Here is a 13,272-nt window from a genome sequence, read left to right as displayed (position 1 = left end):
GATGATTATTGATTTGCTAATACGTCACAGAAGGCTTTGCCGTATGGTGGCAGATCTGGTGGTCTCTGTGCTGAAATAATGTGTCCGTCAACGACAACGGCTTCATCTTTCCAGATTGCACCCGCATTCTCCATATCATCTCGAATACCTGGTGTTGAAGTGACAGTAACACCGTTTAGAATTTGTGCGGATATCAGCACCCAACCAGCATGACAAATTTGACCAATAGCTTTACGGTCAATATTCATTTCGCGTATGAGCTCAATGACTTTACTGTATCGACGCAATTTATCTGGAGCCCATCCTCCGGGTACAAGGATACCATCATAATGATTGCTATCTACTTCTTCAAAGGAATAATCGCTTGTCGCAGGCACGCCATATTTACCAATATAGGTGTGTCCACGTTCTGCGCCAACAAGGTGAACTTCAGCACCTTCTTCGCGTAATCGATAGATCGGATACCATAACTCTAAATCTTCAAAGTCCTCGCTAACAAGGGCAATGACCTTTTTTCCTGAAAGTCTCATTAACGTTTCGCTCCTCTTTTGAAATGATTTCCTTCATCCACTCCTTCATTCTAACAAAAAGATAGCTTTAAGTCACAATGTGCCATTCCCACTCCAATATAAACGGAAACATTAGGTAATTGAGAAATTAGGAAGAAATTGAACTACTAGCCACTATAAAGCCTATTTTGAAACAGTATATGAAGGATCATGAGTTCATTCCGTACAAGAGAAAGCTATATTTCACGAAATTTAATGAATTATCACTAATTATATATGATGTATGTAGTCAAGAAAGTGTATTTTCTTTTGAAGAGCTAGAGGATATCGTAGTGAAGGCCATAAATGTTAGAATTGATTTATTACTCGATTTATTTAGCTATGTTGAAAGTATAAGAGATAAATTATGGCTTCAACATATTCGACAAAGATTAAGTCATCTGTCGTCTGTTTTAGTTGAATTAAATTGTGGTCCAATCTATTCGTAAGAATGTATGTAGAATATTGGATTTATTCGTCTTATATTGATAATATATAAATAAGATTAATAATATTTGTAAACGTTACAATTCAATATAGATAAGAGACTAAAGCGTTATCATTGCGTAAATAAAGAAATTGTCGTAATATTAAACTTATTGGGTTGATCGAATGAAAATTTATTTGTAATGGAGCGAAAGAATTTGACAGTAACCATTTATGATGTTGCGCGTGAGGCTGGCGTATCTATGGCAACAGTATCACGGGTTGTGAATAATAACCCCAATGTTAAGCCACAGACCCGTAAGAAAGTAAATGATGCAATTGAACGTTTAGGATATCGACCGAATGCTGTTGCTAGAGGTCTTGCTAGTAAGAAGACGACAACAGTAGGTGTTGTCATTCCGGATATATCCAATTCAATTTTTGCTGAAATTGCACGTGGCATAGAAGATATCGCAAACATGTACCATTACAATATTATTCTATGTAATGCTGACAAGAAGAAAGAAAAAGAAATACGCGTTATTAATACATTGCTTGAGAAGCAAGTGGACGGATTGTTGTTCATGGGTGGAACTGTAACTCAAGAACATATACAAGCATTTAAGACTTCTTCTGTTCCAGTTGTTCTATGTGCTACTAGAGACGAGGAGGGCAGTTATCCTTCGGTTGACATTGATCATGAAGCGGCTGCTTTTGATGCAGTTAATACGTTGATTAGACATGGTCATCGTGACATTGGTATGATTAGCGGAACACTTCAGGATCCTGCGAATGGATATTCTCGTTTTCAGGGATATAAGAAAGCGTTAGAAGCTGCAGGAATTGAGTATCGGGAAGATTGGGTTCGCATAGGTAATTATCGCTACGAATCCGGAGTTGAAGCAATGAAGTATTTCTTAGATTTAAGAAAGAAGCCAACAGCGATTTTTGCTGCGACGGATGAGATGGCTATTGGTGCTATTCATAGCATTCAAGATGCTGGTCTTAAAGTTCCCGACGACTTCTCTATTATTAGTGTAGACAATATTCATATGGCATCCATGGTTCGACCATTACTTACGACTGTGGCTCAACCCATGTATGATCTGGGAGCAGTAGCTATGCGTCTGTTAACGAAATACATGAAAAAAGAAGACGTCCAGAATCCACGCGTAATTTTACCGCATGAGACGATTCTACGTCTGTCCGTTAGAGCTTTGAACCAAGATTAGATACATGATCCCGAATGAATCGAAAGCTCCTTTTAGAGAGCACTGCAAAACGAATACAAATACTGTAAAAACAAACCCAATGCCGCACAGTCATTGGGTTTGTTGTATACTGGAAGAAAAGTAAAGAGAGTTGAACAAACTTGCTACATTCAGCTAAACAACTGACTGCATCTTTTCATGCAGAACTATATAAATTCATCCCAGAAGACCATCTGCTTAAGAAAATTCACAGTATGGTAGACTTCGGTTTCATTCATGAGCTAGTGAAAAATTCATATTGCCAGTATTACGGTAGACCGGCAAATGAGCCAGAGCTACTCTTTCGCTTGCTCTTTTTACAGATTTTGTACAATCTCTCAGATGAGCGAATGATCGAAGAAGCAAAGGTGAATCTGGCTTACAAATGGTTCGTCGGTGTAAATCCAGAAGATGCCTTACCGGATGCTTCACAACTCTCACGTTTTCGTAACCATCGTCTTGGGGCTAGCCAAATCGAAGATGTCCTTAAGCAAATCGTTGGCCAGTGCATCGACCAAGGCCTCATTAAATCGAAAACCATCATCATGGACGCTACGCATTCACATGCAGCAACCCAGCGACAACAACCGCTGAACGTGCTTCGAGAATCCGCGAAACGACTGTTTCGCGTGGTTGTAAAACGGCATCCGAAGCTAGAGAAGAAGCTCCCATCCTTGCCGAAAGTGAAGAGTGCACAAGAAGATGCTGAGAAGGTGATGCTTCACTACCTTGCTGAACTTGGACAAACGGTTGAAGAACTATTGCCAGATCATGAAGGAGCAATAAGCGATAAATTGCACATTGCGAAGGAAATCGTAGAAGACGAGCGTCTGTTATCTCACAAGGGCATCCGGTCAGCAATCGACCCCGACGCAAGATTCGGTTGGAAAAGTAGTACCACGTCTTTTTTTGGCTATAAAGAGCACCTGGCTATGACGGAAGAAGAACTTATTACAGCTATTGAAGTGACACCTGGAACGAGCGATGATGGCAAGCAATTACCATCTTTACTCGCGCAAACAAAAGCAAACGGGATCGTAGTTGAAGAAATCATTGCAGACACGGCTTACTCAGGCAAAGAGAATTTGGCACTCATGAAAACAGAAACCATCCAGCCCGTGGTTCCACTGAATCCCATTGTTCACTCCGGAGGCGAACGGCAAGAAGGATTCGACTACAACAAAGACGCAAATTTTGTGGTTTGTCCTGCAGGTGAGCATAGTATTCGCAAAGCGATTCAAGGCAGTACAAAAAGTGGAGTTAGCCGTTCGCTCGTATTCTATTTTGATGTAGAGAAATGTAAAGCATGTCCGCTGCGTGATGGCTGCTATAAACCCGAATCCAAGAGCAAGACATACTCCATCCGGATAATCGCTGAGCACTTTAAAGAGCAAATCGAGTTTGAGCTCAGTGATACCTTCAAAGAGCGGATTAAGCGCAGGCCGATCATTGAACACAAGAACGCAGAAATGAAGAGGTTCCACGGGATGGCAACAGCCAAATACCGAGGTCTATTTCGCATGCGAATACAGGCATATCTCACTGCATTTGTTGTAAATGTGAAACGAATGGTGAAGCTAGTAGAGCAAAAGCAGCCCGCCCTCGGATGAGGAACGTGCTGCTTTTTTAGTTTTCACGATTATATTTCCAATTTATAACTCACTTTTGCTCAGAAGTAAGACTTTTGCAGGGCTCTCTTTTAGGAGCTTTTTTTCATGGGAATAAGAAATATACTGTATAATGTTTGTTAATACATATATCGTTGTTGGAATCGTATTCGATCGAACTGTTCTTTGGATGATAGTGGGACTTTCTTTCCGATACGCACCATAAGACAATTTGCTGGATGAGAGCATATCTCTGGGTCATCTGTTGCATACCATTCCATGTGAACGACCTTCATTAATTTCTCCATCATTCTTCGGTAACCCCATACATCTAGACCACTTCCCTTTAAGTCCCAGTGCCAATAGTATTCTGTTGTAAAAACGATATAGTGTTCCATTTGATTATCTTCAAAGGCAGTTTCAATCATCCTTTTTCCCAGACCTAGTGAGCGATAATCATCTGCGACTTCGATCGCACCAAGTTCAATAAGGTCCACCATATGTTCTTGAGACCAACGTTCTTGTTCATCAGGGAAATGAAAAGTAACATAACCAACAATAGTGGACTGATCCCGTGTGATAATGATACGTCCTTCTGGTAGATCAGCGATCTCTATTAAAGCTTCGTGTTGTTCCTTAGGTCGACGAAAGGCATCGAGGTCAGGATGTAGCGTTAATTCTTTGATGTAATCACCAGAGACAGGTCCCTCGATGACGAGAGAGATATCAGAATGGGATAACAAATGGCATTGGTACTGTTTATAATGTTCCATGAATGCTCACCTTCCCCATGATTAATACATACTAAAAATTGAATCGTGTTACATATGACTTAATAAGTTTTATAATATGATTGAAAATAAATGGCAGAGTTTTATAACGTGTGATATAATCGCCTTGACACAAGTTAGTCACAAATCAGTCGTGATGTATGGTTCGCAATATAATATATATATTATGCCATAGAGTTCTTGATTTAGGAATCAGAACTGCGACAAATAGCATTTGTTGTAAGCGCTAACTTAAGATTAGCTTGTATTGAATGGAGGAATGGAGAATATGGAAACGAATAACAATGAATTGCTTCCAAGTGTTAACTCTATGTCTAATATGGGTGATTATGAACAAGCTCGCAATGATTTTAACTGGGAAGAAATTGAACGTCACTTCACATGGTATGAAACAGGTAGATGTAACATGGCATATGAAGCGATTGATCGACATGTAGTTGAGGGTCTTGGGGATAAAGTGGCGCTTTTATACAGCGATGCATACCGAGAGGAAGCGTATACTTTTCAACAATTAAGAGACTTGTCGAATCAATTTGGTAATATACTTCGCAAACAGGGTGTTGCAAAGGGTGACCGGGTGTTCATATTTTTGCCGCGTAGTCCTGAATTATATATCTGCTTACTTGGTGTTCTTAAGATAGGTGCGGTGATAGGACCTCTCTTTGAGGCTTTTATGGAGACTGCTGTGAAAGAGAGACTTGAAGATAGTGGTGCGGTAGCTTTGATTACGACTTCTGGGCTTCTAGGAAGAGTATCAAGGGACAAACTCCCTGAATTACAACATGTTATTATCGTGGATGATAATGTAGGACAACATGATTGCGTTATTAGCTATAAAGAAGAGATGGCACTTGCCTCGTCTGAATTAGAGCTGCAATGGATGGACCGCAATGATGGACTTGTAATGCATTACACTTCGGGATCTACTGGGAAGCCCAAAGGTGTATATCATGTTCACAATGCGATGATCCAACATTATTACTCTGCTCAAATTGTACTAGATTTAAAAGAGGATGACATCTATTGGTGTACTGCTGATCCAGGGTGGATCACAGGCACATCATATGGTATCTTCGCACCATGGTTATCAGGTGTCACCAATGTTGTTCGTGGTGGAAGATTTAGTCCACAAGATTGGTATGCAACATTAGAGCGTTATAAAGTAACGGTATGGTACAGTGCACCAACAGCATTCAGAATGCTTATGGGTGCAGGGGAGGATATCATATCAAAGTATGACCTGAGTAGTTTAAGACATGTTCTTTCTGTCGGTGAGCCACTCAATCCAGAAGTCGTCCGTTGGGGATACAAAACATACAATCAACGGATACATGATACATGGTGGATGACCGAGACAGGTGCTCAAATGATTTGTAACTATCCAGGTATGGATATCAAACCGGGATCGATGGGCAAACCACTACCTGGTATTGAAGCTACCATTAAAGATGATAAAGGGAATACAGTTCCCCCTTATACGATGGGTAATTTAGCTATTAAGACTTCTTGGCCAGCTATGATGAATAAAATATGGAATAACCCGCAAAAGTATGATGAATATTTTCGAGTGCCTGGTTGGTACATATCAGGTGATTCTGCCTATATGGATGAAGAGGGATACTTCTGGTTTCAAGGTCGAATCGATGATGTTATTAATTCGTCAGGAGAGCGCATTGGGCCGTTTGAAGTAGAGAGCAAGTTGTTAGAACATCCTGCAGTATTAGAAGCAGGTGTTATTGGGAAGCCAGATGCCATTCGTGGTGAGATTATTAAAGCTTTCATATCGCTACGTGAGGGCTACGAGGCGACACCGGAATTGAAAGATGATATTTATCGATTCGTTAAAGAGGGACTCTCTGCGCATGCAGCTCCAAGAGAGATAGAGTTCAAAGAAAAGTTGCCTAAGACACGCTCAGGTAAAATTATGCGACGCGTATTGAAAGCATGGGAACTAGATCTACCAACAGGAGATTTATCTACGATAGAAGACTGATTAATGTCATGATCATAAGACGGGCATCATATTATTGGTAGTAATGAAAGTATTAATTAACCCAATAACGACTACTTATCACTCTATGGAGTGATAAGTAGCCGTTATTTATTTAGATTTAGTTACAAAAAGCGTAGAAGTGGATGGAATAGATTCACCAGCCTTGTTTACTGCTGTGATACGGTACCAACCTGCTAATGCCTCACTGGCTGGTAATTCAAAGGAGGAAACGGTACTTGAGCCAATTGGAGTGTACCCACCATTTTGCTCTTTAGAATAATAAATATTGTATTTATCAACACTATCCATTCCATGGATACTCCAACTTATCTGAAGCCCATTATCAAAAGACTTAATGGTTGGTTTACTTGGTGTAGAAGGGATCTCCAGAACCAAATCTTCCAGCGGAGGAATGATGATATCTTCAATGTTTGGTTGCTCAATATCTATATCAGGTTCAACATCAGGTTGTATATCGGGTTGAATATCTGAACCAGGATCAACAATGCTATCGTCGGGCGTACTACCGCTATTACTAGTGCTTCTACTTGGTTCTGATTCCAGCCCAGCTACATCAACTGCTTTGATATAGAAAGAATAATGATGATTTGTTGAAGTCTTAAATGTAAACACATTTGACTCATTACTGAGTACAACATGGCCTTGATGTATATAATCGCCAGAATCGATTGAACGGTATAGGCGGTAACCAACTACGTCTGGTGAACCGCTTGGGCTGAAGCTAATGGTAGCAGTTCCACTCACCATAGAAAGGTTAATGCCACTAGGTGGTGTTGGAGCACGACCATCGTCTACGCGCGGATCAACATCGACAGGCATGTCACTACGGGCGTCCTTAGGTAAATAATAGGCTAAGGATTCATGTTTTTTCATCACTTTGAAAGCATTTAACAGGTCCTTAACCAGATCCTGAATGGGATACTCACGTTTGATGACGGTCTTTTCTCTAACCATATCTTCAGGTGTACTATCCTGAGGAATATAATTCACATTATTATACGTAATGTATCTCGCCTTAGCGACTCCATCATCGCTGTCCGAAGGAACATATTTGGAATTAAACAAATCAGTCACATACTTATCCGTTAGTGATGTGGGGAGCTTCCCGCTATAAGCAGATACGGTCTTGGTTGTGATTCCAGTTGGTCTTACAAAAGAAGGTGTCACGAATAGCTCATTATTATTTGTCACTAAATCATTCATAATAAGTGTCCATATATTCTGTGCATTCTTTCTTTGATTTCCTTCAAGTACGTTGATTGGTTCTTTATAGCCGACCCAGACACCAAGCGTAACGTCAGGGGAATAGCCCATAAACCATACATCAGCATAGTTCTGTGTCGAACCCGTCTTGCCGACGATAGGAGCTTCTTTCCAGTGTTTATATTTCTGTTTAACTGTGCTTCCGGTACCTTCTGTAATTACGGTCCGTAACATGTCGGTCATCAGATAAGCCGTCTGTTCTGAGAAGACTTGGTCTGGTTCAGGAGTATGTTTATATACAATATTACCATTGGAATCGGTTATTTTATCGATCATATATGCATCAAGGAATTTCCCTTGATTTGCAATGGTGCTATAGGCATTGGTTAACTCTTCGACAGACACACCATATCTTAATCCGCCTAGCACACCGGTTGTTGCACCATAATCCTCCTTTTGAATAGTAGTAATACCTAATCTTTTAGAGAAATCCCAAGCTTTATCAATGGTTATTACGTTGTTAAATAATTTAAGAGCAACGGTATTCTTAGACATATTCAAAGCGTACCTAGCCGTTACTAATCCTTCGTAGCCTCTAGAAGAGTTCTTAGGGATATGGAATCCCTTCTGATAATCTTTTAGAATAATCGGTGCATCATCCACGATACTAGCAGGTTGAATGTCACCAGAATCTAATGCAGGCAAATAGGCTGCAATGGGCTTCATAGCTGAACCCGGCTGACGTACCATTTGAGTTGCATAGTTCATTTGCTCCTTGTAGAAGTCACGACCCTCAATCATCCCAAGAATAGCACCAGAATTATTCTCTATCAGCATAGCTGCTGTTTGTTCCATTCCTTTAGTCTTGCTATCCGTATTGAAATTATCTTTATTCTCAGCGATCTTATGCATTGAATCATAAATATTCTTATTGATAGTCGTATATACTCGGTAACCACCTGTAGTAAGTTGTAGTGTGGCCTCTTCCATAAGTTCACTTTTATCTTTCTCTGTATGTTCAGTAGCGTCTATGATGGAAGAATCTAATGTTAATAGGATTTCTGCGGCTTTACGTTCTGTTTCCATCATTAAATAAGGGTATGTGGAATAGGCTTTCTCCGTTTGTGTAGCTAATGTGGATTGGATATCGAAGGCAAGAGCCTCATTATACTCACCATTTGTAATTTTACTTTCTTCAAACATACGTCGAAGAACTAGCTTTTGTCGATCCATCGCACGTTTAAAGGAGTCAGGGTTGAACTCTCCTTTTCCATTAAAAGCGGAGTATTTAGATGGCAGTTGAGGTAGACCTGCTAAATACGCGGCCTGTGCAACATTGATATGATTCAAATCTGTTATATTAAATATGCCTTTGGCAGCGGCTTTAATCCCATAGACATTATAGCCATTGGAGCCATTTCCGAAGGGTACTTTATTGAGATATGCAGAGAAGATTTGGTCTTTAGTGAGAATTCGCTCAAGTCTTAATGAAAGAAGCATTTCTTTAATCTTGCGGTTGTTCGTCTTGTCGAGATTGAGAAATACACGTCTAGCAAGCTGTTGAGTGAGTGTGCTTCCACCAGTCTGTACGGATTCATTTAGTACTTTTTGTTTCACTGCTCGAAGTGTACCACTGAAATCAATTCCGATGTGGCTATTAAAGTCATTATCCTCGATTGCAATAACAGCGTCTTTAACGATATTAGGGATCTTATCGAAATCAACAGGCCGTCTATCTTCATCTGTTCGTAACTGGCCGATTTGTGTTCCATCATTAAAATAAGCAAAACCCGTAATTGAATTTTGACTCATTTTCTTCTCAATATCTGCTCTTGATCGTACAGGCTCATCTTGAACGATAGATGATACATAGCCTATTGCAGTACCACCTACAAATAGTCCCCCTAGGAACATAAAGAACACAAGCCAAAGAAATGTTGTTCCGATGATTCGTCCCACCGATTTCTTGGAAGGTGTTGTTTCTTCTGATGTCTTATTCTTTGAATCAACCATGTAGTGCAGCTCCTCCTTTTAACGGGATTATTATAGCATAAAGATATCCTTCGAATCGCTCTATAGGAATAAGGCTCTTATAAATCCAGACGACACGCCTTGTTAGATTATACTGGGATATAACACATTATCGTATACGATGTCATAATAAGGAGTGTAGTTATGAAAGTACTATTCTAGATTACCTTATTATTCGAATATTTCCAATGGATGAAATGAAAAAAAGCCCGGAACGTAAGTTCCGGGCTTTTAATTGTACTCTTAACGGTTGTAGAATTCGACGATTTGCTTCTCATCGATATCTTGAGACAATTCAGAGCGCTCAGGGAAACGAATGAACTTGCCTTCTAATGCTGTATCATTGAATTCTAGGTAAGCTTGAAGATGGTTGCGGTTCTCAATAGCTTCTTTAATAGATGCCATACCACGACTTCTTTCACGAATACCAATAACATCACCAGTATTCAATCTGTAAGAAGCAATGTTAACTTTCTTACCGTTCACAGTGATGTGACCGTGGGATACCAATTGACGAGCTCCAGCACGAGAATTAGCGAAACCAAGACGATATACTAAGTTGTCCAAACGGCTTTCAAGCAAGAACATAAAGTTCTCACCGGCAATTCCTTGCATTTTCGAAGCTTTGTTAAAGAGTGTTTTAAATTGTTTCTCACCCAAACCATACATATGACGAAGTTTTTGCTTCTCTAGTAATTGCATACCGTAGTTGCTGATTTTTCTGCGTTGGTTAGCGCCGTGTTGACCCGGAGGGAAAGGACGCTTCAAATCTTTACCTGTACCGCTTAGAGATATGCCTAGACGGCGACTTAATTTAAATTTAGGACCAGTGTAACGTGCCATTTTATAGTAGACTCCTTTTATAATTCAATTTAGGTAGGGTTCTATTTGTGCCGTAGATTGTTTCATGTGCTACTGCCCAAGGCTTAAAGCACAATTGACATGAAAGTTCAGCCGCTGTCTTGTCAAGAACAAAATACGTGAGGGTGACACAACGTTACGCCCAATGCGGTTATCATTAATAACCTGCTCAACAACTAATTTTAAATGATAACAGTTATAGAAGTCAAGTGGATTCATTTAAGTGGAAATTTGACAGCTTATGTCGAAGGATGTCGATAGGGCTAAAGAACTATAAAAGTAGGGATAAATAATTAATTTTAGGTGCAAATTCCATGTGGACAAGGTAGAATAAGAATATAGTAACTCATTTAATTACAGTTATTTTTTTTGGAATAGGTGCAAGGGGCTAATATATTGGGTATATATTCTAAGTATCGTGGGAAGGAGTCAATAATACATGTCGAAATATCAAAATGTACTTTCAAAACATGAGAAATTACCTAGTGAAGATGGAATGCTCACCTCCATAGATGAAACGAGCCTCTGGTTGAAGAATGTAGATATTGCAACATATGATTTACCACATATTAGAAGCTTATTATCCAATAGTTATGCAGATTGGCAGAAGCTAACTTGTACAACACCCGTTGCGAAATATTTAAAATCCGCGATTTTTCAATATGATGGTACTTTTATTGCCGGGGATAATATCATCTCTCATTATATTGAAGATAAAGGAAGTCATTTATTTGAACAATGTATACAGAGCCGAGCTTCCGTTGTTGCCATAATCGAAAGGGAAGCTGAGACAGATGAGAGACCTAGTACGATATACTTATACCCTATGCTTACACGTGAATACAATAAAGTTTATGCCATCATGGCTTGTGTAGTCTCAGAGGATAGTGTGAATACAAAGGTTGAGAATACAAATGATGCGATCTCGTTGTTGCCAATTGTATTCGATAGCTGTTTTTACAAAAATTTCGAATACATATTTATTGAAGACATGATGCAAGAACAAAAGAAAATTAACTTTGAAGCGAATCGAAGATCCTTATTATATAAACTGGTCCAACGAATTCAGAATCAAGTGGATATTGATATGTTGCTTACGGAGTTGTTAGATGGCGTCGCTACGCTCTGTCCTGGATCTACGCAACAATTATTGATGACACAAGATCAGCACAAAGAGAATCCAAGAGTGTCACATCTTGTTTTTAACGAAATGATGGATGATATTAGTATACGTACATTTATGGATGGCAAATTAACTATAAATGACATAACAATGGATAATGGAGAACATAAACAAGAAATTGGCTTTCCATTAGGTGGTAAGCAAGGTGTGTACGGGGTACTTCATTTAATCATGCACAAAGGTTCGATATCTGAATCGGATCTACAATATATCTCTACATTAGTGGATACAGCTGGATTTCTATTCGAGAATGCAAAGTTATTCGAACAATCGAATTTACTTATTCGTGAATTAAGATTAATCAATGAACTGACACAACGTGTGAATCAGAGCTTGAAATTGACAGATATCTACTTATACTCGACGCAAGAACTTTTGAATATTTTCAAAGCGGATTATTGTTGTATTCTTCAGGTAAGTAAGGAATTAGATGGACTAGAGGTTGTATCATCTAACTTACGTTCCATGAATAAAAAAGTGTTTCAAAAGGATTATGGTTTTGGTGGATTAGTATACTCCAAAGGTGAGACGATTATATTATCTGATTATATAGAGAAAATGGATGTTTCTTCTATCTTCATGGAGGACAGTAAATCGAAGTCATTAATTGCGGCTCCACTAGTGGTTAATGGAGAAATTACGGGCGCTATTCTGATATCTCATCAAAATGCACATTTCTTCACTTACAATGATTATAAATTGTTGCAAGCTTTGTCTAATCATATTGGTATCTCTGTAAGTAATGCGTTATTACACTCTGAGGTTAAACGTATGGCCAATCGAGATATGTTGACAAATCTATATGCACGTCACTATCTTAATGATGTGATCAAAAAGAAGCAAAAAACAGATTATTGTGGTTCGTTAATTGTTGTTGATATCGACGATTTCAAATTGGTTAATGATACCTACGGGCATCAAAAAGGTGATAATGTCATTAAAAAGGTTAGTGAAATTATAAAGTCTACGATTCGTGTAGGTGATCTAGCAGCACGATGGGGTGGGGAAGAGCTTGTCATCTACTTACCACATTTAGGATTGGAAAAAGCATTGATTATGGCTGAACGAATACGCAAGCAAGTGGAACTGGAGACTGAACCAACAGTAACCGTTTCCTGTGGGATCTCCGAATGGGATTGTACGGACGATCAAGTTAGCGTTGATTCACTATTTCACGCAGCAGATATGGCATTATATCGTGCGAAGAATGGTGGACGTAATCAGACTCAAGTTGAGATTAGAGAGAACTAACGAAGGGGCTGTCCCAAAAGTAGATTTTCTACAAGCGAAGACAGACTCTCCACATTCTCAAAACAATAAAAAGTTAAAAGAGCAGCGATTCTCCTGTTATTGGAGGA

At 39.3% G+C, this 13,272-nt stretch carries 8 protein-coding genes; 4 read left to right on the top strand and 4 right to left on the bottom strand.

Annotated elements, in window-relative coordinates; all coding sequences use genetic code 11:
* Window positions 1-5: 5 nt before the first annotated feature.
* Window positions 6-530: a type 1 glutamine amidotransferase domain-containing protein gene (locus ACH8E3_RS15130; RefSeq protein ID WP_458633474.1), complete on the bottom strand. Its 525-nt coding sequence runs from the start codon at window positions 528-530 to the stop codon at window positions 6-8.
* Between the two features lie 662 nt (window positions 531-1,192).
* Here ACH8E3_RS15130 and ccpA point away from each other — a divergent pair.
* Together ccpA and ACH8E3_RS15120 are read left to right on the top strand one after the other, a co-directional pair.
* Window positions 1,193-2,206, top strand: a complete 1,014-nt coding sequence (gene ccpA, locus ACH8E3_RS15125; RefSeq protein ID WP_458633473.1) for a catabolite control protein A — start codon at window positions 1,193-1,195, stop codon at window positions 2,204-2,206.
* Between the two features lie 140 nt (window positions 2,207-2,346).
* A complete protein-coding gene (locus tag ACH8E3_RS15120) occupies window positions 2,347-3,834 on the top strand; it encodes an IS1182 family transposase (RefSeq protein WP_458633472.1) in 1,488 nt (495 codons plus the stop codon).
* A gap of 137 nt (window positions 3,835-3,971) precedes the next feature.
* Here ACH8E3_RS15120 and ACH8E3_RS15115 read toward each other — a convergent pair whose 3' ends face one another.
* Window positions 3,972-4,604 (bottom strand): GNAT family N-acetyltransferase, encoded by a 633-nt coding sequence (locus ACH8E3_RS15115; RefSeq protein ID WP_458633471.1) that lies wholly within the window; start codon window positions 4,602-4,604, stop codon window positions 3,972-3,974.
* A 286-nt stretch (window positions 4,605-4,890) separates the two neighbouring features.
* Between ACH8E3_RS15115 and acsA the strand changes: the two genes are divergently transcribed.
* On the top strand, window positions 4,891-6,615 hold the full coding sequence (gene acsA, locus ACH8E3_RS15110) for an acetate--CoA ligase (protein WP_458633470.1): 1,725 nt from the start codon (window positions 4,891-4,893) through the stop codon (window positions 6,613-6,615).
* Between the two features lie 108 nt (window positions 6,616-6,723).
* Here acsA and ACH8E3_RS15105 read toward each other — a convergent pair whose 3' ends face one another.
* Entirely contained in the window at window positions 6,724-9,852 is a 3,129-nt protein-coding gene (locus tag ACH8E3_RS15105; RefSeq protein WP_458633469.1) for a transglycosylase domain-containing protein, read from the bottom strand.
* A gap of 261 nt (window positions 9,853-10,113) precedes the next feature.
* Window positions 10,114-10,713, bottom strand: a complete 600-nt coding sequence (rpsD, locus tag ACH8E3_RS15100) for a 30S ribosomal protein S4 (protein ID WP_458633468.1) — start codon at window positions 10,711-10,713, stop codon at window positions 10,114-10,116.
* A gap of 457 nt (window positions 10,714-11,170) precedes the next feature.
* On the opposite strand from rpsD, the gene ACH8E3_RS15095 reads away from it, so the two are divergent.
* Complete coding sequence (locus ACH8E3_RS15095) at window positions 11,171-13,165, top strand: sensor domain-containing diguanylate cyclase (protein ID WP_458633467.1); 1,995 nt, start codon at window positions 11,171-11,173, stop codon at window positions 13,163-13,165.
* Window positions 13,166-13,272: the final 107 nt, after the last annotated feature.

This window comes from Paenibacillus sp. CMAA1364, assembly GCF_054373195.1.
The sequence above is the reverse complement of the archived record's forward strand: the minus strand, read 5'-3'. Positions and strand labels throughout refer to the sequence as shown.

Coding starts and splice junctions, on each gene's coding strand:
- ACH8E3_RS15095 (WP_458633467.1), top strand. CDS start 11,171: ATGTCGAAATATCAAAATGTACTTTCAAAACATGAGAAATTACCTAGT.
- rpsD (WP_458633468.1), bottom strand. CDS start 10,713: ATGGCACGTTACACTGGTCCTAAATTTAAATTAAGTCGCCGTCTAGGC.
- ACH8E3_RS15115 (WP_458633471.1), bottom strand. CDS start 4,604: ATGGAACATTATAAACAGTACCAATGCCATTTGTTATCCCATTCTGAT.
- ACH8E3_RS15105 (WP_458633469.1), bottom strand. CDS start 9,852: ATGGTTGATTCAAAGAATAAGACATCAGAAGAAACAACACCTTCCAAG.
- ACH8E3_RS15130 (WP_458633474.1), bottom strand. CDS start 530: ATGAGACTTTCAGGAAAAAAGGTCATTGCCCTTGTTAGCGAGGACTTT.
- acsA (WP_458633470.1), top strand. CDS start 4,891: ATGGAAACGAATAACAATGAATTGCTTCCAAGTGTTAACTCTATGTCT.